This is a genomic window from Sulfurospirillum cavolei (assembly GCF_001548055.1).
In the GTDB taxonomy this organism is placed as follows: Bacteria; Campylobacterota; Campylobacteria; order Campylobacterales; family Sulfurospirillaceae; genus Sulfurospirillum.
The window spans coordinates 115884-137094 of sequence record NZ_AP014724.1 but is presented as its reverse complement, the minus strand read 5'-3'; the positions used below and the strand labels follow the sequence as shown (position 1 = coordinate 137094).

At 45.5% G+C, this 21211-nt stretch carries 18 protein-coding genes, 1 tRNA gene and 2 pseudogenes; 8 read left to right on the top strand and 13 right to left on the bottom strand.

Annotated features, from left to right (window positions below; translation table 11 throughout):
- The first annotated feature begins 164 nt into the window (after positions 1-164).
- The 5 genes and pseudogenes from UCH003_RS00715 to mnmA all read left to right on the top strand — a co-directional run.
- Positions 165-2447, top strand: a complete 2283-nt coding sequence (locus UCH003_RS00715) for a sulfurtransferase TusA family protein (RefSeq protein ID WP_060825021.1) — start codon at positions 165-167, stop codon at positions 2445-2447.
- Positions 2444-3712: a siroheme synthase gene (locus UCH003_RS00710; protein WP_060825020.1), complete on the top strand. Its 1269-nt coding sequence runs from the start codon at positions 2444-2446 to the stop codon at positions 3710-3712. Before UCH003_RS00715 ends, UCH003_RS00710 begins: the two co-directional genes overlap by 4 nt.
- Positions 3713-3862: 150 nt before the next feature.
- On the top strand, positions 3863-5089 hold the full coding sequence (locus UCH003_RS00705; protein WP_060825019.1) for an aminotransferase class V-fold PLP-dependent enzyme: 1227 nt from the start codon (positions 3863-3865) through the stop codon (positions 5087-5089).
- A gap of 112 nt (positions 5090-5201) precedes the next feature.
- Positions 5202-5277, top strand: a tRNA-Thr gene (locus tag UCH003_RS00700).
- 240 nt (positions 5278-5517) lie between these two features.
- A pseudogene (gene mnmA / locus UCH003_RS00695) lies at positions 5518-6564 on the top strand (tRNA 2-thiouridine(34) synthase MnmA); the annotation flags it as partial.
- 6 nt (positions 6565-6570) lie between these two features.
- Here the strand turns inward: mnmA and UCH003_RS00690 are convergent.
- From UCH003_RS00690 to UCH003_RS00660, 8 genes and pseudogenes are all read right to left on the bottom strand, one after another.
- A complete protein-coding gene (locus UCH003_RS00690) occupies positions 6571-7023 on the bottom strand; it encodes a C-GCAxxG-C-C family protein (RefSeq protein ID WP_060825017.1) in 453 nt (150 codons plus the stop codon).
- A 15-nt stretch (positions 7024-7038) separates the two neighbouring features.
- On the bottom strand, positions 7039-8475 hold the full coding sequence (locus tag UCH003_RS00685; RefSeq protein WP_039675306.1) for a sensor domain-containing diguanylate cyclase: 1437 nt from the start codon (positions 8473-8475) through the stop codon (positions 7039-7041).
- A 122-nt stretch (positions 8476-8597) separates the two neighbouring features.
- Positions 8598-9062: a rhodanese-like domain-containing protein gene (locus UCH003_RS00680; protein ID WP_060825016.1), complete on the bottom strand. Its 465-nt coding sequence runs from the start codon at positions 9060-9062 to the stop codon at positions 8598-8600.
- Between the two features lie 9 nt (positions 9063-9071).
- Positions 9072-10031 carry a permease gene (locus UCH003_RS00675; protein WP_060825015.1) on the bottom strand — a complete coding sequence of 320 codons (960 nt, stop codon included), beginning with the start codon at positions 10029-10031 and terminating at the stop codon, positions 9072-9074.
- A 9-nt stretch (positions 10032-10040) separates the two neighbouring features.
- The gene (locus UCH003_RS13615) at positions 10041-10274 is read right to left on the bottom strand and encodes a thioredoxin family protein (RefSeq protein ID WP_144441021.1); all 234 of its coding nucleotides are present in this window, start codon (positions 10272-10274) and stop codon (positions 10041-10043) included.
- A 15-nt stretch (positions 10275-10289) separates the two neighbouring features.
- Positions 10290-10682, bottom strand: a pseudogene (locus UCH003_RS13610) (arsenate reductase ArsC); the annotation flags it as partial.
- Between the two features lie 182 nt (positions 10683-10864).
- Positions 10865-11872, bottom strand: coding sequence for a rod shape-determining protein (locus UCH003_RS00665; protein ID WP_060825014.1), 1008 nt, complete (start codon positions 11870-11872; stop codon positions 10865-10867).
- 2 nt (positions 11873-11874) lie between these two features.
- Positions 11875-12630 (bottom strand): TerC family protein, encoded by a 756-nt coding sequence (locus UCH003_RS00660; RefSeq protein WP_060825013.1) that lies wholly within the window; start codon positions 12628-12630, stop codon positions 11875-11877.
- A 199-nt stretch (positions 12631-12829) separates the two neighbouring features.
- Between UCH003_RS00660 and UCH003_RS00655 the strand changes: the two genes are divergently transcribed.
- Positions 12830-13522, top strand: a complete 693-nt coding sequence (locus UCH003_RS00655) for an MqnA/MqnD/SBP family protein (RefSeq protein ID WP_060825012.1) — start codon at positions 12830-12832, stop codon at positions 13520-13522.
- The gene (gdhA, locus tag UCH003_RS00650; RefSeq protein WP_060825011.1) at positions 13512-14873 is read left to right on the top strand and encodes an NADP-specific glutamate dehydrogenase; all 1362 of its coding nucleotides are present in this window, start codon (positions 13512-13514) and stop codon (positions 14871-14873) included. The genes UCH003_RS00655 and gdhA overlap by 11 nt, the downstream gene beginning before the upstream one ends.
- A gap of 32 nt (positions 14874-14905) precedes the next feature.
- On the opposite strand, the gene upp is transcribed toward gdhA, so the two are convergent.
- The 3 genes from upp to gltX are packed head-to-tail and all read right to left on the bottom strand — an operon-like array spanning position 14906 to position 18220.
- Positions 14906-15547 (bottom strand): uracil phosphoribosyltransferase, encoded by a 642-nt coding sequence (upp, locus tag UCH003_RS00645; RefSeq protein ID WP_039675326.1) that lies wholly within the window; start codon positions 15545-15547, stop codon positions 14906-14908.
- Positions 15548-16825: a malic enzyme-like NAD(P)-binding protein gene (locus UCH003_RS00640; protein WP_173636946.1), complete on the bottom strand. Its 1278-nt coding sequence runs from the start codon at positions 16823-16825 to the stop codon at positions 15548-15550.
- A complete protein-coding gene (gene gltX / locus UCH003_RS00635) occupies positions 16826-18220 on the bottom strand; it encodes a glutamate--tRNA ligase (protein WP_060825010.1) in 1395 nt (464 codons plus the stop codon). It lies immediately after the preceding gene.
- A gap of 200 nt (positions 18221-18420) precedes the next feature.
- On the opposite strand from gltX, the gene UCH003_RS00630 reads away from it, so the two are divergent.
- Complete coding sequence (locus UCH003_RS00630; protein ID WP_060825009.1) at positions 18421-19278, top strand: peptidylprolyl isomerase; 858 nt, start codon at positions 18421-18423, stop codon at positions 19276-19278.
- Between the two features lie 95 nt (positions 19279-19373).
- On the opposite strand, the gene UCH003_RS00625 is transcribed toward UCH003_RS00630, so the two are convergent.
- A complete protein-coding gene (locus UCH003_RS00625) occupies positions 19374-20705 on the bottom strand; it encodes an acetyl-CoA carboxylase biotin carboxylase subunit (RefSeq protein WP_039675332.1) in 1332 nt (443 codons plus the stop codon).
- Positions 20705-21187 carry an acetyl-CoA carboxylase biotin carboxyl carrier protein gene (gene accB / locus UCH003_RS00620; protein WP_060825008.1) on the bottom strand — a complete coding sequence of 161 codons (483 nt, stop codon included), beginning with the start codon at positions 21185-21187 and terminating at the stop codon, positions 20705-20707. The genes UCH003_RS00625 and accB overlap by 1 nt, the downstream gene beginning before the upstream one ends.
- Positions 21188-21211 lie beyond the last annotated feature (24 nt).

Sequence of the window (21211 nt, the reverse complement as noted above, 5' to 3'; positions counted from 1 at the left end):
AATAAAACACTTTGAGCCGATGGGACGAATAAGCGGAGCGTTTCGGGGTTCCCGTCGTGTCTCAACCGTGTTGCATGAAGGTTTGTTTTGAAAGCTGTTTTATATTTTTTCTACGCATCTTCTTCATCAAAACGTTTACATGTAACATCAAAGGAGTTACGATTATGAGCCATTATATTATCCCCCAACTTGTCTACGATGACCTCGAAGTTTTCAAAAAAAACCATGCCGATTTTTTAGCAGGCACACTGGATGAGCTGACCTTTAAAACGATGCGCGTGCCTTTTGGCGTGTACGAGCAACGCGAAGCCAACACTTTTATGGTGCGCATCAAACTCGCTGGCGGTATTTTGACCCCCACACAGCTTTTGACTTTGGCTGATCTGGCGGAAAAATACGCACATGAGGCGATTCACATCACTACACGCGGTGGCGCACAGCTTCACTACGTTAAGATCGAAGACATCATCGACATCATCACAACCTTGCACAGCATTGGTCTGAGCGGTCGTGGCGGCGGCGGTAACACCGTGCGCAATATCACAGCAGACCCTCTAGCAGGCACTGCGCCCGATGAAGTCTTTGACGTTTCACCTTACGCGCTTGCTTTGACGACCAAAATGTTGGAGCAAAAAGATTCATTTGCATTGCCACGCAAATTCAAAATCACCTTTAGCGGCTCCGAGGCCGATCGTGGTTATGCAACCATCCATGATGTCGGTTTTATTGCCAAGATCGAAAACGGTGTGAAGGGCTTTAAACTCTTTGTCGCAGGCGGCATGGGTGCGAAGTCTCGCGTGGGAAGCAAATTTCTTGATTTTGTACCCGACACTGAAGTCTTTTTGTACGCTCAAGCGATCAAACAGGTATTTGACCAAAACGGTAACCGCAAAAACAAACACGCCGCACGCCTTCGCTTCTTGATCGAAGAGTTGGGCATGGACGAGTTTAGAAGGCTCGTCAATGTTGAGATCGAAGCAATTAAAGCCAAAGGTGACTGGGAATTGCCGATTGTAGAGATTGAGCGAACCATTGGCAACACAGAAAGTGAGCCTTTTAACGTGCCTGCATCTATCTCAAAATGGTGGAATCGCTACGTTTACGCGCAAAAACAAGCAGGACTTTACGGATGCAAAGTGCCAGTGCATTTGGGCGATATTCATTTTAACCATGCACGCGCCCTTGCCAACGCACTGCTTCCTTTTGGTGAAGATGTGCTTCGTTTTACAGGCGATCAAAACCTCTACATTCGTAACCTAACAGCTCCACAAATGGCAAGCTTGCATGACATCTTGCAACACTTCTCTAAAGACGTCGTGCGCCCAACGCTCTTTGGCGATATGGTTGCGTGTACGGGAGCGGCGACATGTCAGCTTGGCATTGCTCGTCCCAGAGGTGCCGTTGATGCGATTCAGAAGCGTTTGAGCAAACTCTTAGACGAACGCGATTATGACGCACTTCAAGGTTTTAAAATCCATTTATCGGGTTGTCCAAACAGTTGTGGTAAACACCTTATCGGCGATCTTGGCTTTTTTGGCAAAGTGCAACGCAACGAGGGCTACTCCTACCCAGCCTACAACGTCGTAGCAGGCACAAGGACATCTGGGGAAGGCACAGTGTTTGCGCAAAAAGCGGGCGATGTTGCGGCATTCCACCTCCCTGCTTTTGTCGAAGAAGTGTTAGATACATGGCTTAAGCATGTAAAAAAATACGAGAGTTTTGCTGACTGGATTGACGATGGCGGACTGAAAATCGTCGAAGAGATTTCTAAAAAATACGTGGAAATTCCTTCATTTAATGACGACAAAAATCCGTACTTTGACTACAACGCGGTCGAGCTCTTCTCCTTAAAAGGAAGAGGCGTGGGCGAATGTAGTGCGGGTATGTACGACCTCATCGAAGCCGATAAAAAAGCCCTGAAAGAGGCGCTTGAGAAAGAAGAGAAAGATTTTGAACTCATTCGTTTACTCTCCGCTCGTATGCTTCTTGTGACACGTGGGGAAGATGCGCGCGATAAAGCGGGCGTTTTGAAAGCGTTTAAAACGCATTTTATCGACACCACACTGTTGAATGCCTACTTTGGCACGATGCTAGAGGGTGATGCCGATGAGAAATCGATTGAGCTTGCCGAAGAGGTGATGAAGCTTTATGCGAGCATGGATCACACACTTAAATTTGCGAAAGAAAAAGAGCTTGCGGCCGCTGCCGAAGTCAAAGAAGAAAAAGCGGTGCATTTTAAAGACCTCAGCGGTGTGGCGTGTCCGATGAACTTTGTGAAAACCAAGATGGAGCTCTCCAAAATCGGAAGCGGCGAAGTTTTGGAGATTTTACTTGATGATGGCGCACCGATCGACAACGTACCCAAATCCGTCGCAGGAGAAGGTCACAAAGTCGAAGCCACCACCAAAGAGGGTAACGGCTGGCGCGTTAGGATCGTGAAAAAATGAGTACCTTAGGCATCGCGCTAACGCCCAAAAAAACGCTTCTCATTGGTGCTGGCAAAGTCGCCGCCCAGAAAGCGCGCGTGCTCGATAGCCTTGATTTTGCCTATGAGATTGTAGCAACTGAGGTTTTGGACGACTATTTTGCGTCCAAAACGTTTACATGTAAAGCGTTTGAAGATGCTGATGCTGAGGGTTTTGAGGTGATTATCGACGCAACGGGCAATGAAGCGGTAACCAACTGTCTCGTGGCTTTGAAGCCTCGCCTGCGCTTTTGGCTCAATGTCGTCGATGTGCCCGAACTGTGTGATTTTTACTTCAGCGCGTTGACGCGTCGTGGGGACATTCAAGTCGCTGTCAGCAGTGGTGGCAGTTCGCCCACGTTGGCGCAAGTCATTCGTGACAAAATCGAGAAAATTTTACCGCGCGATCTCACATCTCTGATTGAGCGTCTTAAAAATGAACGTCAAAAACCAGACCGTGACCTCGAAAAACTGCGCGGCATGGCTGAAGCGGGTGTGGGAAAAGTTTTTCTCATCAGCTGTGGCACAGGCTATGTGGGCAACCTTACGTTAGACGCCTTAAACGCCTTTGAACTGCTCGATGTTGCTTTGGTGGACGCGCTGGTTTCTGAGGAGATTCGCTCTCTCATTCCCCTTACATGTAAAGTGGTCGACGTGAGTAAAAAGAAAGGCTTTCACTCCAAAAGTCAAGACGAAATCAACGCGCTTTTGGTCGAATACGCCAAACAAGGACTCGTCGTCGGACGCCTTAAAGGGGGCGAAGCACTTCTGTTTGGGCGCTTGGGCGAAGAAAAACAGGTGTTGGCTCAGCATGGCATCGCTTTTGAGGTCATCAACGGCGTCAGCTCCGCATTTCGCTCCTGCACCGTTTCTGGCATTGTGCCGACCATTCGAGACATTTCCAAAGGGGTGACCATTGTCTCAGCACACCTGAGGGAAACGCTGTTTAACGATGATTGGGTGGGCATTTTAAAACAGCCGTTGCATACGGTCATTGTTTTGATGGCACACAGTTTTGCCAAAAAGATCGAAGATGCCATAGCCAAAGAAGGCATCGACCCCTATCTTCCTGCGGCATTTGTCTCAAAGATCGACCTACCTGATCAGATCACGATAGTAGGAACTGTGGGAAATTTGGCTAAAATGGCGGCGTTATGTGCCACACCGGCGGTCTTAATCATCGGTGAATGTGTGGCAAAAGAGAATATTGTACCCGCTGAAAATAGCGGCAAAATCATTTACATGTAAACGTAAACCGCGTAGAAAAAATCTGCACGAAACACTTTAAGCCGATGGGACGAATAAGCGGAGCGTTTCGGGGTTCCCGTCGTGTCTTAACCGTGCCCTGAAAAGATTTATTTCGGAAGCTGATTTACAAAAGTTAAAGAAGGATATTGTATGGGATTTACGACCAAAGCATTGCACGCCAAACCTGCACATAAGGACCAACACGGTGCAATGCGTTTTCCGATCTACCAAAGTTCAGCCTTTGAGTTTGAAAAATCTGAAGACCTTGAAGCTGTTTTTAAAGGGCAAAAAATGGGGCACGTCTATACGCGCTCCTCAAACCCAACGATTGAAGAGTTTGAACTCAAAGTCAAAGCGATCAGCGGTGCTTTCGGGGTTATCGCTACGGCAACGGGAATGGCGGCGATTGCCAATACCTTTTTCGCGCTTTTGAAAAGCGGCGACAACATCATCACGACCAACTATCTCTTCGGCAATACCCTTTCTTTTTTCGAGACCCTGTTGAGCGACTTTGGCGTGGAAGTACGTTATGTGGACGTTAACGACCTTATCGCCGTCCAAGCCGCGATCGACGACAAGACGCGTTTACTCTTTTGCGAAAGTATCAGCAATCCGCAACTGATCGTGCCCGATTTTCTAGCCCTCAAAAACATCCTTAAAGAGCGTAACGTCCCTTTCATCGTCGATACGACCATGACGCCGTGGAATATCTTCGATGCGAAAAAGCACGGCGTGGATATCGAAATCGTCTCCGCAACCAAATACCTCAGCGGCGGCGGTCACGTCTTAGGCGGATTGATCGTCGATAACGGCACGTTTGAATGGAAAAACCATGCGACTTTAGCACCTTATTATAAAAAATTCGGTTCCAATGCTTTTCTTGCGCGCCTTCGCAAAGAGACCTTTCGCAATTTAGGCGCTTCTTTGACTGCACAAAGTGCGTACCTGCTCTGTTTGGGACTGGAAACGCTCGACCTCAGAGTGCAAAGAAGCTGTCACAATGCACTGGCCGTTGCCAAACATTTGCACGCTAAAAACGAAGTAATCCGCGTGGATTATCCTCTGCTTGAGAGTTCCGCTTCGTTTGCCGCTTCTTCGAAACAATTTAGCGGCGGCGGTGCTATCGTCACGTTTAGCCTAGCAAGCAAAGAGAAAACCTATGCCTTTTTAAACGCGCTTAAACTGATTCGTCGCGGAACCAACATCCAAGACAATAAATCCTTAGCGATTGCCCCCTACCATACGATCTACGCCGAATACTCCGACGAACAAAAGAAGAGGTTTTATTTGAACGAGGGAATGATTCGTCTTTCGGTGGGCATCGAGGACATGGAAGACTTACTTTTGGACATCGATCAGGCATTTGACGTGCATTAAAACGAGCTATGCCCTCAAAAATGAGTGAATTTGAATAAAAAAAACAAAAATTCACTCAAAAAGGCATTTTTTTAAAATAAAACAAGTAAACATGTAGTAGAATTTTACCGTTGCTGGTGTAGCTCAGCTGGTAGAGCAGTTGATCCGTAATCAACAGGTCGGGGGTTCGAGCCCCTTCACCAGCTCCATCTCTTCTTACTTTTTACTCACATGTTTCCCGTCTCAAATCGCCTATTTTGAACCGTATCGTTTTGTTTTCAAGGTATTTTTCAAAATAAAATCGTGTTTTTCAACCAACGGTGCCCAATTTCGGGTCAAACGAAACGTAAAGACTTTTACTCTTTAGACGTCGATAAGCGTAGCGTGGGCTTTCTGCCGAAGAAAACTCAGCGTTAGCGTAGCTTTTAGAGCTTTGCTTTAAAAGCGTATCAAATAAAATAAAAGAGAACACACCTATGAAAATTGCACTCCTTATGAGCGGCGGCATTGACTCTAGTTACTCCGCGTATTTACTCAAAAACGAAGGGCACGAGGTCGTCGGCATTTATCTTAAATTGCACGACGATGAAAGCAAACATACGATCAACATCGCCAACATCGAAAAAGTATCCCGCCATTTGGGCATTGAAACGCACGTTATCGATGCCAAAGCACTCTTTAAAGAGCATGTGTACGACTATTTCGTGCGCTCGTATGAACAAGGTCGCACACCCAATCCTTGCGCCTTTTGTAATCCACGGATGAAATTTGGCTTCGCGTTTGAAAAAGCGATGGAGCTCGGTTGCGAAAAGATCGCGACGGGACATTACGCGAGGGTTAAAAACGGTCGTATCCAAGAAGCCTTTGACATGTCAAAAGACCAAAGTTATTTTTTATTCGGACTCAAAAAAGAGGTCATCGAAAAGATCGTTTTTCCGCTCGGCACGATGAAAAAAGAGGCTATTAAACCCGTGGCTTTGGAAAAACTCCCGTGGCTCGGCACGCTTGAGAGTTACAAAGAGTCGCAAGAGATCTGTTTCGTCACCGATACCTATATCGATATTTTGAAACAACATCTCAACGTCGATCAAAAAGGACTCATTAAAGATACCAAAGGAAACGTGATCGGCGAGCACAAAGGCTACATGCACTATACCATCGGCAAGCGTAAAGGCTTAACGATAGGCGGCGCGCATGAACCCCATTTCGTCGTCGGGATCGATGCCAAAACCAATACCGTCATCGCCGGAAAAAAAGAAGAGCTCCTTCAAAAACGCGTCGTCGCACAAAACTTTTCTTTGCCGGACGATTTTATAGAAGGCATCTACGGCGTTAAAGTCCGTTACCGAAGTCCGCAAGCCAAAGCACATGTTAAGCTCGAAAACAACACCATTATCGCCGAGTTGGAAGAAGGAGCGTACGGCATTGCAAGCGGTCAAGCCTTGGTTGTTTATCAAGACGATCTCGTGCTTGGCGGCGGTTGGATCGAAGCGTAAAGGGCTTTAAGGCTCTTTACGCGTTAAAATCCTCTCCACCTCTTCCGCGGCGAATGCCACGAAACGGTCGCATTTACACACCTTGCAATTTTGGGCTTTAAACATCTCTCCGGCATGTTCGTCGCTCAGGGAAAAACCTAAAAGCGTTGCACATTCGCAACTCTCGAAAAGGGTTTCGAAACGTTCCTTAAAGTCGGCAACACTTCGATACAGACGGTCCAAAGGAACATCCGGAACCTGACGTCCCTGTAAAAGCGATAGTGCCATAACGCCGCCGCTAAATGCCCCGCAAAAGCCGCCGTTCGTACGAGCCATACCGCTTCCGAATGCCGATGCTATCGGTAAGACGGTATTGCCGTCGATCCCTTTGGCTTCGGCGACGCTTTTGAGCACCGCTTCGCTACAGGTATATCCGCTTGAGAAATAATCCAAGGCTTTTTGTACAATATCGTGTTTCATAACGTTTTATTTCCTTTATGACGCCGCAATCACTTGATTTTTGCCCGCTTTTTTCGCTTCGTAAAGGGCATGATCGACTTTATGAACCAATCCGTCTTGGCTCTCTAAAGCACTGAGCATTCCCACGCCTACGCTTACACTGAGCGGTCTTTGCAACAATGCGATCAATGCGGCATCGTTTTGAACGGCATTGCATATCTTTTGAGCGACTTCAAGTGCATGTTTTTCTTCGATATCGCTCAGTAAAATCGCAAACTCTTCGCCTCCCCAACGCGCAATCGTATCCGATTGGCGTAACTGCTCTTTCAAAATCCGTGCCGTATGCACTAACGTTTGGTCGCCGACCAAGTGCCCGAACGTATCGTTGACCGATTTAAAGTCGTCGATGTCGATCAGCAAAAGCGTGAGCGAGCGAATCTCTTTGGGATAGCGTTTGTAGTACAGTTCAAACACTTCGTTAAATTTTCTTCGATTCGCAAGCCCCGTCAGTACGTCTTCGCTGGCAAGTTGAATCAATTGGTTTTGGTATAAATTGATCGTATAAACAATAATCAGCGTCACCGCCAACGTCACCAAAAGCGATAAAAAGAGATTTAAGTAAAACGTTTTGGTCAATTCGTCCATATACTCTTTTTTGTTGATCTCGACAAAAAGATGGAGTTTGAGTTTGTCGATGTATTTGGTATTGAGCAGGTATTCGCCGTCTTTGTTTTTATACTCGAATTGATTTTGCTCACCTTTGAAAATCGCTTCTTGAATCTTTTGAAGCCCTTCGATCGAAGCGATATTGCCGCGCTTGTTCAAGCCTTTGGAAAAAAGCGTAATTTCTCCGCGCTGATCGACGAAATAAACATCGTATTTATACTTCGTTTTAAACGAACCGAGCATGGCTTCAATGTTAATGAGTTTGACGCCCACACCCGTCACGCCGATCAATCTCTTTTGATAATCCATCACTTTATAGTTGATGAACATAATAAGCGTATCGCTAAGATTGGCGTTATGATCGAGGTTGATTTCGTAAGGCTCGCTTTGTTTGCTAAAGCGAAAGTACCACGCGTCGGCACTGTTTTGCTCGTTAATCGTATCAATCAAACCGCGCGGGTGGTAGTAATTTTTGGTTTTTTCGGAAACGAGAAAAGTCGTGAAAATATCGTATTTTTGCTGAATTTCGGTGAGGTAACGCACAATGCCGTCCATATCGCTCTCTCCGTCCATAATCCAATCGCGCAAAAAGGTATCGTGCGACATTAAAGACGATACGAGCAGCGGCTCGATCATACGTTGTTGGATTTCGGTGTAGATATTGTCCACCGAAAGCGGTAAGGAGGTGTGAAGCAACTGTTCTTGCGTCGCATCGACGCTTTTGACGTAGTTGATCAACGAGCCTACGATCGAAACGCAAAGTAATAAGCTCGAAATAATCAAAACTACTTTGGTTTTTAATCGCATCGTATCTCCTTAAAGAGTGCGATTATAACACAAAATCATCGACGCGACGGTAAAACGCTTGACGGATTTTCCCAGAAGTCAAGGGCAATCGACGCCAAAACCGTGCCGGTATTTTAGAAAATCTACGGCGTTACCGTGTGCGTTGCCTTGTACACTTCCAAAAACTCTTTCGCATTGTCGCCGCGTAAAAAATCCGCCGTTTTCAAAAGCCCGTCATTGAGGTATTTGGCGTTATATCCGTTGAGCGTTAGAAAAAGCCTCGCCATACTCGATCGGTCATAATGCGGGCAAGCGGTAATGATGAGCTTATCTTTGGGAAGTTCTTGTAAACGTTGGGGTAATTCGTTCAGCGGAATATTTTTAGCAAAATTCATATGCCATACTTCAAATTCTTCAGGAAAGCGAACATCCACTAAAATCGCTTCCCCCTCTTCGACAAGGACTAACATGTCAGGTGTTTTGATCTTCATAGTTTCGCGTTCTTGATAATCAAACGAACGTAAATACGCTTCAAAGTCTATTTTTTTGGGCTCTGTCGCATACATAAGCCCAACCGCCGCACAAAGAATAAGCATCGTTTTTATCATAGTCGTTTCCTATAAAATAGCGTTGAAAAGATACCCGATCCCCATAATTCCCACTGCCACGATACCGAAAAACGTCGCGATAAGCTTTACATGTAAGATGCGTTTTAAAATCATCGCTTCGGGCAAGGAGAGTGCGGTAATCGCCATCATAAAGCTCAAAGCCGTACCGAGTAACATCCCTTTGCCGGTTAAAACCTCGATCAACGGCATAACGCCGGCGGCATTGGAATACATCGGCACCCCCAATAAAACCGCTAAAGGCACGCTGTACCACGCATCGCTTCCGGCATATTTTACGATAAATTCCGTCGGTACGTAACCGTGAATAAACGCCCCGATGCCCACACCTACCATCACGTAGAGATAGATTTTTTTCACGATATCCATCGTATACGCCCACGACTCCTTGAGCCTTGTGCGCAGCGTCATCCTAATCTCAACCTCTGCCAAATCGCCGCTCATCGGCACGACGGGAATCAAAACGTATTTTTCCATACCGAGTTTTCCCACGATAAAACCGCCGATAATCGCGACCAACAGTCCAAAACCGATGTAAAGTGCCGTAATTTTCCAGCCGAAAAGCCCGAATAAAAGGGCAATCGCTACTTCATTGTTCATCGGAGAAGAGATTAAAAAACTAAACGTAATGCCGATAGGAATGCGCGCTTGCATAAACCCCAAAAACAGAGGAATCGCCGAACAGCTGCAAAAAGGGGTGATGACGCCAAAAAGCGACGCCAAAACATTGCCCGTCACTTCACTTTTGCCCTGCAAATAAACCCGAACCTTTTCGGTATTGAAATAGGTTCGCAGAAAACTAACCGCAAAAATGATCAAAACGAGTAACATGTAGATTTTGAGGGTATCGTAAATAAAAAAATGCAACGCGTTTCCCAATGCCGAAGTCTTATCGAGCCCTCCGTAGCCGTAAACCAAAAGGTCGACCGTTTTTTCCCAATAGGTAAACATCTCTTAAGCTTATACGTTGAGTAAAGCGACGATTTCATCGACGCTTAACACTTTACCGCTGCTTTTTACGACACCGTCGATAACCAACGCCGGCGTGCTCATCACGCCGTAATTCATAATCGCGATACTATCTTCTACTTTGTCGATTTGCGCAAATTTTCCGCTTTTGGCAACCGCCTCTTTAACAGCTTGCATGAGTGCTTGGCATTTGGAACACCCCATTCCCAAAACTTCGATTTTCATCGCTTTCTCCTTGTTCAATTCGGCTTGTATGATGGGTAAAAGCTCGGCTTCGATCGCTTGATATGTCAAAATAAACGCACCGTAATCTTTACCGTCGGGATCAGAAAATCCTACGTGGATTTTAGGTAAGGGACGGGGAAACATCGGGCAGGTTTCGTTGGCATGGTCGCACACCGTAACCACCAAATCAAAGTCGACATGTAAGACTTCATCCAAGGCTTTAGAGCGATACGAATCCTTCCAAATACCCTCTTCTTCTAAAACTCTTTTTGCATAAGCGTTCACTTTTTTGCTTGCTCTTACCCCCGCACTGTAGGCTTCAACACCTTCTAACTTGGCATTGACCAACGCTTCGGCGATAATGCTTCGGCAACTGTTTCCCGTACATAAAATCAGAACTTTTTTCATGAGAAAACCTTACATGTAAACCATCGGAAGAATGGTAGCATAAAATTATCTTTATATCAAGATATATTGATATAAAGAAGGGGCTTTCGCCTCCCGTATAGCGTTTCGCTACCGAAAAATCGGTCTTTTGAGAAACCCCTCTAAGATCGCGTGCGCGGGCTGCTCATGCTTTATTCTATCGTTTACGTATGAAACAGTACCGCATAACGCGTATCTTCCAGCGCACGCCCCGCACCTAAGATAATATTGTGCAGAGGATTTTCCACGCAATGAAGATCGATTTTGAGCTTTTCGCCGATGTAGCGATCCAACCCCTGAAGCATCGAAGAGCCGCCCGTGAGCAAAATGCCCTGATCGTAAATATCTTGCGCGAACATCGGCGGTAGTTCCGAGAGCATTTTATGCGTTAACCCGACGATCTTGTCGGCTAAGGGCACTATGGCTTTGTGAATGTCGTACGAGCTGATTTCAACGCTTTGCGGCATGCGCGTTATCATATTTTTGACGCTGATACGAAGGTGCTTTTCTTCCGTCAAACAAAGATTTCCCAAGGTTTTTTTGAGCATTTCCGCGTCGCGCTGTGACATCAAAAGACGATGGTGCGTTTTAAAATACTCGATGATCGCTTCATCAAAATCGTTTCCCGCCATACGTAGCGATTTATTCATCACGATACCGTTGCACGAAAGTAACGATATATCGCTCACGCCCGCTCCGATATCGAGAACTAAAACACCCTGCGGTTGCTCGATCGCTTGAAACGAACCCAATGCCGCCGAGAAAGGGTCTTTAATCAAAAATACATCGCGTGCACCGCCTTCTTTGCACGCTTCGGTCACGGCATTGCGCTCCATGGCGTTTAGATCGCTCGGTACGCTTACCACGACATTCGGTCGAAACAAGCGACGCGGCGTCATACGTCTGATCACCTCTTTGATATATGCCTTTGCTACGGTTAAATTGGAGATAGCACCCTTTGAAAGCGGATGCATCACTTCGATATGCTCTGGGTTTTTTCCGAACATTCTTTTTGAACTCTCGCCGCAATCGAAAAACGAGCGACGCCTTTGATCGTACGCGATCGACGTGGGTTCTTCTAAAATAATACCGCGATTTGGTTGGTACACAAGCGTATTGTTGGTTCCCAAATCGATCGCAAACCCTTGTGAAAAACGCCCTGAAAATAGCATCGTTACGCCTCTTTTTTGACTGCTCTGCTTATAGATCGCTTAGCTTTTTTCTTGCGACTGTAGATATTGATCGATTCGACCGCCAACGAAAACGCCATCGCAAAATAGACATAGGCTTTTGAAATATGCAGGTCAAGTCCTTCGGCAATCAACGTAACGCCGACTAAAATTAAGAATGAAAGTGCCAGCATTTTAATCGTCGGGTTGGCATCGATAAAATCCGAAATGGCTTTGGAAGCGAACATCATCACGCCTACGGCAATCACGACGGCTAAAATCATAATAATAATATTATTGGCCATTCCCACGGCGGTAATAACCGAATCAAGCGAAAAAACGATGTCTAAAACCGCAATTTGAATCAGTGTATTCAAAAACCCTCGAGCACTTTTTTTCAACTCCTTGGTCTCCGTTTCGGGATCTTCTTCGACGTCGTGGTGAATCTCCATCGTCGATTTGGCAAGCAAGAATAATCCTCCGATAATCAAAATAAGATCGCGGCCGGAAATCTCTTGCGCAAACACCGTAAACAAAGGAGCGGTCAGTTTCATAATCCAAAAAAGCGACAACAACAGCATAATACGCGTCAACATCGCCAATGCCAAACCGAAAATACGTGCGCGGTCGCGCTGATGTGCAGGCAAACGCCCGACCAAAATGGCGATAAAAATAATATTGTCGATACCCAAAACGATTTCCAACGCCGTTAGCGTCACCAATGCCATCAACGCTTCGGCGTTTAATAACGATTCGATCATCTCTTTTGATTCCTCACGATTTTTAATCTTTTACTGAGCATTTACGCTTTTACTTTTTAACAAACACGTTCTTACGAGCTCTATTGTATCAAGATAGTTCTATAAAGCCTCTTAGAAAAAGAATTTCGCCGCCATACGTACGAAGTCCGCTCAAGGTTGGCTATAATAGTCCCTTGACTTTAATTCCAAAGGAGTCGTTATGGTCTTTGGAAAGATAGATTACATCAATCTTCTTCCGTTTCACGTTTTTCTCAAAAGATCTTCTTTGCCTAACGCTTTTAAACGCTCATGCGAACACCAAAAAGACGTTCCTTCCGTTATCAACCGCAAATTACGCAAACGCAAAGTCGATGCCGCTTTTATCTCCAGCATCGAGAGCAAACGCAAAACCGTTACGCCGCTTAACGTCGGCATCGTTGCACAAAAAAACGTTAAAAGCGTGATCATTTCGCAAGGTATGTGTAAAACAGACCCCGCTTCGGCAACGTCCAATATGCTCTGTCGCGTCTTGGGTCTAGAGGGCGAAGTGTTTATCGGAGATAGAGCGCTCAAACTCTACTTGCAAAACCCTACCGCATACGTCGATTTGGCGGAAGTTTGGCATACGCGCACGCATTTACCGTTTGTTTTTGCACGCTTTTGCGTTAATCGTCACCAAACGTTTTATAAAAAACTTGCCCAACGTTTTATCAAAGCTCCGATTAAAATTCCCCGCTACGTTTTGGAGACTTACGCAAACGAGCGCGCCATATCCGCGCGCGACATTCGTGAATATCTAAAGCTCATCAGCTATACGATTGCAACGAAAGAGCAAAAAGCCCTTTCGCTATTTTTGAAAAAATCTCGCTTCCTCGACACCCATTTTGTTTCAAAGGAGTCTCATGCCGATTAAACACGTGATCGAACGTCTTTTACACTCTACGCGACAAAGCACGCCCGGACAAGCCGAGTTTTATCAAGCCGTCGAAGAGGTACTTGTATCCTTAGAACCTCTTTTAGCATCCGAACCGAAATACCTTCACAATAATGTTTTAGAGCGTCTCGTGATTCCCGAGCGGCAAATTATTTTCCGCGTCGTTTGGATGGACGATAGCGGAAAAATTCAAACCAATATCGGTTACCGCGTTCAGTTTAACTCCGCCATAGGACCGTACAAAGGCGGCCTTCGCTTCCATCCGAGCGTTAATTTGGGAATCGTCAAGTTTTTAGGGTTTGAACAAATTTTCAAAAACTCCCTTACGGGACTGGCGATCGGCGGCGCGAAAGGCGGGAGCAATTTCGATCCTAAGGGCAAAAGCGAAGGTGAAATTATGCGTTTTTGTCAGGCATTTATGTCCGAACTTGCCAAATACGTCGGCGAAACCAAAGATATTCCCGCAGGCGATATCGGCGTAGGAGGCAGAGAAATCGGCTACATGTACGGCGAATACAAACGCCTCACGGGACGTTTCGACGGCGTATTAACCGGTAAAGGATTGAATTGGGGAGGCTCGTTAGCACGCACGGAAGCAACGGGATACGGCTCGGTCTATTTTGCGGAAAATATTCTCAACAAACAAGGCGATTCGCTCAAAGGTAAAATTTGTACGGTCTCGGGTGCCGGAAACGTCGCGTTATATACGATTCAAAAACTCTACGAAATGGGAGCGACACCCGTTACATGTAGCGATTCCAAAGGGATGCTTTACGATAAAGACGGTATCGATTTTAACACCCTTAAAACGATTAAAGAGATCAAACGCCAAGAACTGAGCGAATACCTCAAACACTATCCGAACGCTCGCTACATTCCGGTCGACGCGTATGAAAAAGGAACGAACGGCGTTTGGTCGATTCCGTGTTTTGCGGCATTTCCGAGTGCGACGCAAAACGAACTTAACCTTCGCGATATTCAAACCTTGCATCACAACGGATGCCGTTTGGTCAACGAAGGTGCCAATATGCCAAGTACGCCCGAAGCCATCGCTTACATGTTAGCCAACCGTATCCTCTACGGACCTGCAAAAGCCGCAAACGCAGGCGGTGTTGCGACCAGTCAATTGGAAATGAGTCAAAACGCCAGCATGCAAAAATGGAGTTTTTCCGAAGTCGATACCAAGCTTCACGCGATTATGAAGTCGATCTTCGATCTTGCGTACGCCACGTCAAAAGAGTTCAACGAAGAAGGAAACCTTATGCTCGGAGCCAATATCGCGGGATTTCGAAAAGTAGCCGACTCCATGATCGACCAAGGGGCGGTGTAAGAAGATGAGCCCTTTAAAGGGCTCATACGCGGTTATTTAACCGAAGCACCTTGCGTATTGAAAACACGATCTCCCGCATCTCCAAGACCGGGAACGATGTACCCGTGTTGGTTCAATCCTTCATCGATACATGTCGTAAATACCGGAACATCCGGATGAACTTCGTAAAAACGTTTCAAGCCTTCGGGTGCCGAGACAAGCGATAAAAAGCGAATATCTTTAACCCCTTTGGACTTTAAGAAATTCACCGCATCGATGGCGGTTCCGCCCGTGGCAAACATCGGATCGATGATAATCGCGGTACGCTCGGTATGATCTGAAGGAAGTTTCGCATAATAAAATTCCGCCTCCAAGGTTTGCTCATTGCGTTGAAATCCCAAAAAGCCCACACTCGCATCGGGAATTAACTTGAAAACGCTATCAAGCATACCAAGAGCCGCCCGAAGAATCGGGCAGATCATGATCTTCGCGTCAAGCTTTTTCGTTTGTGCGGTTGCTACGGGCGTTTTGACGCTCACGTCGCGCAAAGGCAAATCGCGCGTCGCTTCAAAGAGCATCAAATAAGAGATTTCGTCGACCAAAAGTCGAAACTGAAACGGTTCCGTTCGTTCATCGCGTAAGATCGAAAGCTTGTGCTCAATCAACGGATGTTTGATGACATGGACGTTTTTCACTTATTTTTGCTCCGCATCGATGATGGCTTGAAGTTTTGCTTTGTACGCGTTAAGATCAAAATTTTCGACGCGTGCGACGCCGTCTTTAATTGCAGCTTCGGCAACGGCAACGGAAACCCATACCAAAACGCGTCTGTCAAACGGTTTAGGGATAATATAGTTGTAGCCGAATTTTAACTCTTCACCGTTATACGCCGCTTTCACGTAGGCGGGAACGTCCTCTTTCGCCAATTTTGCCAAAGCAACCGCCGCCGCCATTTTCATGCCTTCGGTCACTTTCGTCGCTTTTACGTCCAATGCGCCTCTGAAGATAAACGGAAAACCTAAAACGTTGTTCACTTGGTTCGGATAATCACTTCTGCCCGTCCCCATCATAACGTCGTTTCTAACGGCATGTACTTCTTCGGGTAAAATTTCCGGCGTCGGGTTGGCAAGGGCGAAAATGATCGGATGCGGATTCATCGATTTGACCATTTCGGCCGTTACGACGCCCGGAGCGGAAAGTCCTAAAAACATATCCGAGCCCTTCATCGCATCTTCAAGCGTTCGGTCGCTTGTCTCAAGCGCAAATTCCGCTTTATACGCGTTTAAGTCCGTTCTTCCTTTATGGATCACGCCTTTAGAGTCGATCATAACGATATTTTTCGCACCTAAAAGTTTGTACATTTTAGCGCACGCAATCCCTGCGGCTCCTGCGCCCGAAACGACGATTTTCATCTCTTCGATTTTTTTACCGCTGATTTCAAGCGCGTTAATCAATCCCGCGGAAGTAATCATCGCCGTACCGTGCTGATCGTCGTGCATAACGGGAATATTCACGCTTGCTTGAAGTTTTTGCTCGATTTCAAAACATTTCGGTGCTTTAATATCTTCCAAGTTAATACCGCCGAACGTCGGAGCAAGGGCTTTACAAATCGCAATAATTTTATCGGTATCTTTTTCGTCTAACTCAATATCGAAAGCATCAACGTCGGCAAATTTTTTAAATAAAACCGATTTACCTTCCATAACGGGTTTTCCGGCAACCGCACCGATATCACCGAGTCCGAGAACCGCCGTACCGTCCGTAATGACCGCAACCAGATTCCCTTTATTGGTATACGTATACGCCAACTCGTTGTCTTTTTCGATTTCCAAGCACGGATGTGCAACACCCGGAGTATACGCCATAGAAAGATCTCTTGCACTGTCGCAACGTGTTTTAACGTTAATTGCGATTTTACCGCCGACGTGGTACTCTAATGCTTCTTCTTTCGTCACTTTACCTTTACTACTCACCTAAACTCCTTTTTTGTAAATGATTAATGCTTCAATTCTCTCGATAACATGTACAAAGCCGATAATTTCCAAAACTTCAAAAATCGAAGGGCTGACGGAATTACCGACCATGGCAATGCGTATGGCTTGCGCTAAATCTTTCAGCTTTAAGCCGCGTTCTTCCAAAAAGTTTTTTGTCAGTGTTTCAAATTCACTCGCTTTTTCAAGAGTGGGAGCGTTTTTAAGCGTATTTTTGTATTCGCTCAAAATTTCTACGGCTTTTGTGTCCAAAAATTTCTCAATTGCCTTCTCGTCATAGGTTTTCGGAGCATCGACGATCTGTCGAATCATCGTTGCAAACTCGACCAAGGTTTTAGCACGATCGCGCACGGCATCGATCAAAAGCTCTTTTTTGGGATGCGGCGCAAGATCAACGTCAAAAAAGCGCAATGCTTCGATTAAACGCTCATAGCTTGCCTCTTTAATATAATGAGAATTCAGCCATAGCAATTTTTCTTGATTGTACGCCGAAGCCGATTTATTGATATGGGAAGGATCAAAAAAGGCGATCATCTCTTCCATCGAAAAGATCTCTTGATCTCCGTGGCTCCACCCTAAACGAATCAAAAAGTTCAGTAGCGTTTCGGGCAAATATCCCTCTTTTTGATATGCCATAACGTCCATCGCACCGTCGCGTTTGGAGAGCTTTTTCCCTTCGGGATTGAGGATCATCGGAACATGATAGAATTTCGGAACGTCAAATCCTAACGCCTCGTATAAAATAATCTGTTTGGGCGTATTGGAGAGGTGATCGTCGCCTCGGATGACTTCGTTCACGCCCATGAGCGCATCGTCGATAACGACGACGAAGTTATACGTCGGTGTACCGTCGCTTCGTGCAATAATAAAATCGTCTAACATATCGCTGGCATTAAAACTCACTTCGCCTTTAACGCCGTCCACAAACGAAATCACTCCGCTTGTCGGTGCTTTAATACGAATGACGGGCTCAACGCCCTTCGGAGGCGTACCCGTAAAATCACGGTATCGACCGTCGTAATGGGGACGTTCTTTGCGAGCCGTTTGCTCTTCGCGAAGGGCATCAAGCTCTTCTTTGCTCATATAGCATCGATACGCTTTCCCCGCATCAAGCAGCTCTTGTACGTAGCGTTTGTAAAGATCGAAACGCTCGGATTGATAGACGATTTCGCCTTCAAAATCCAACCCGACCCATTGAAATGCCTCTTTTATCGCTTCCGCCGCCTCTTTCGAGTTGCGTGCCAAATCGGTATCTTCGATGCGAAGTAAAAATTTACCGTTGTTTCTCTTTGCCCATAAATAACTGTACAGTGCCGTTCTTAGCCCGCCGATATGCAAATATCCCGTAGGACTCGGGGCAAAACGTGTCACGATCATGACTAACCTTTATCAATTGAAGTGGAATTATGTAAAAATTATGTATCATTTTGTTACGAGAAGCACAAAAATTCTACGCGAGGAGCTTAATAACCGTTTTTTTAATTTTTTTTGTCAAAAAAAATGTTATCATTCGTGGCCTCTTATTTTTAATACAGTTACGATTATATAGCGATTTTTCTTAAAAAAAAGGATTATGGATGAAGCTTAAACGCACAATGTTAACTTTGGTAACTTTAGGGGTGACCCTATTTTTAACGCCATCGATAGTGACCGCCGCTACCTTAGACGGTGTTTCGGTTATTATCAATAAAGAACCGATTACGCTTTTCGACGTTTTCAAATATTCTCAACGTTTTCAAATTTCCAAAAAAGAAGCTTTAGATATTTTAGTTCGTCAAAAACTCGAAGATTCCGAAATTAAAAAACAAGGCATTAGCGTCGACGGTTTTGAAGTCGATCAACATATCGATAAACTGGCGATTAACAACCAAATGAGCACTTACGACTTTTTAAATATGCTTCGTTCCAAAAATATCGATACTTTAGAGTACAAAGAAGAGATTAAGAAAAAATTGCAACGCGATAAACTGTATCAAAAAATCGTACGCGATAAGATGAAACAACTAAGCGACGGTGAATTGCTGGCGTATTACAACGAAAACCAAAACGAATTTTCGCAAGCCGCTTCCTTTGACGTTTCTATTTATTCGAGTGCCAATCAACAAAGCTTAACGACGATTCAAAACAACCCTATGAGTGCTATGAGCGACGTTGAGCTCAAAGATACGACGTTTGAAGCAACGAAAATGGATCAAAACTTAGCCGGATTGTTGAATAAAACGCCGGTCGGAAAATTTTCGTCCGTTGTTAAAACCGATCAAGGCTACGTGATGTTTTTTGTCAAAAACAAACATGACGTTAAAGCCATTTCGTTCGACAACGCTAAAAATTATATTTATGGAAAATTAGCCGACGGCAAAGAGAAACAATCGATCGACGATTATTTTGAAAAACTCAAATCTTCCGCCAATATACAAGTGGTACGAGCACCTTAACACTCTTAAACGTTTAAAAGAGAAGTACCCCAAAAGGGGAGTTTGCGGTTTAACGCAAACTCCCCTTTTTTTATGGGAATTGAGTAGTTCAGATGTTAATGATGGGAAAGATAGTTCGTGTCGAAGCGGTTATCGATAAAATCTTGATTGTTCATCATTGCTAGATGAAAATCGCGGACGGTTTTAATACCTTCGATTTGTAACTCGCTGAGTGCTTGTTTCATCTTTGCGATGGCACGTTCTCGGTTCTCGCCCCACACGATCAATTTACCGATCATCGAGTCGTAATGCGGCGGCACGGTATAGCCTTGATACGCATGCGAATCCATACGGACATTGCGCCCTCCGGGAACGATGTACTTCGTAATTTTTCCGGGGCTTGGGATAAACTTCACGGGGTCTTCCGCGGTAATTCGGCATTCGATAGCATGCCCTTTAAAATGAAGCGCGCTTTGATCAAAAAGTTTTTCACCCTCGGCAACGCGAATCATCCATTCGATAATATCGATACCGCTGACCATTTCGCTGACACAGTGTTCGACTTGCAAACGCGTGTTCATTTCCATAAAGTAGAAGTTTTTATCCGCATCCAAGAGAAACTCAAACGTTCCTGCATTTTCATAGCCGATGTATTTAGTGGCTTTAACCGCCACTTCGTGAAGGCGCGCTCTGGTTTTATCATCCAGCGCGATGGCAGGTGACTCTTCGATTAGTTTTTGGTGGCGTCGCTGCATGGAACAGTCGCGCTCACCGATATGCACAACGTTTCCGTGGCTATCGCCGATGACTTGCACTTCGATATGACGCGGATTTTTGATGTATTTTTCCATGTAAAGCGTACCGTCGCCAAAGGCACTGAGTGCTTCGCTTTCTGCGGCAAGATAGGATTTTTCCAAATCTTCCATTTTTTCAACCACACGCATACCGCGTCCGCCACCGCCCGCACTGGCTTTGATGATGACGGGAAGTCCGATTTGCGTTGCGAGATCTTTTGCTTCTTGCACGTCTTTGAGCGCACCGTCGCTTCCTAAAATAACGGGAACACCTGCTTTTTTCATCACTTCTTTGGCTTTGGATTTGTCGCTCATCAAAACCATCGAATCCACAGAAGGTCCGATAAATTTGATGTTATGGTGTTGGCATACCTCGACAAACGTTTGGTTTTCACTCAAAAAGCCGTATCCGGGGAAAATAGCGTCGCATCCACTAATCTCCGCGGCACTAATGATGGAAGGAATGCTCAAATAGCTCTCGCTTGATTTTGCCCCGCCGATGCAAATGCTCGCATCCGCATGTTGGAGATAGAGCGCATCTTTGTCCGCCGTGGAGTAAACGGCAATGGCTTGTTTGCCCATTTCTTTGATGGTTCTTATTGCACGAAGAGCGATTTCGCCGCGATTGGCAATAAGAATTCTTTCAATTTTCATTACACTTTCTCCACCAAGAAGATCGGCATGTCAAACTCGACCGGCTGACCGTCTTCAACGAGAATATCTAAAATCTTACAATCAAATTCCGCTTCCAATTCGTTCATAATTTTCATCGCTTCGATGATCGCGATCGGTTGACCTTTACGGATAACATCGCCGATTTTGGCAAACGGTGCGGCTCCGGGAGACGGAGATTTGTAAAACGTACCGACCATCGGCGATTTGATATTTAGCCCCGAAGGAGCGGCGTTGATGCTCGCTTCTCCGCCCATAACCGGAGCGGAGGCTGCCGCAACCGGTGCAACTTGAGGCATTGCCGTAGGCATCGACATCATAGGCGCGGGAGCACTTGCATAACTGACGTTGCTTTCAAATCCCTTTTGAAGCTCAATGCTAAAATCGCCTTCTTTGATTTTTAATTTCGTAATATCGCTTTTATCAAAAATTCGCATTAACTCTCTAATTTCATTTTTGTCCATTCGGTTTCTCCTCAAATTTTGCCG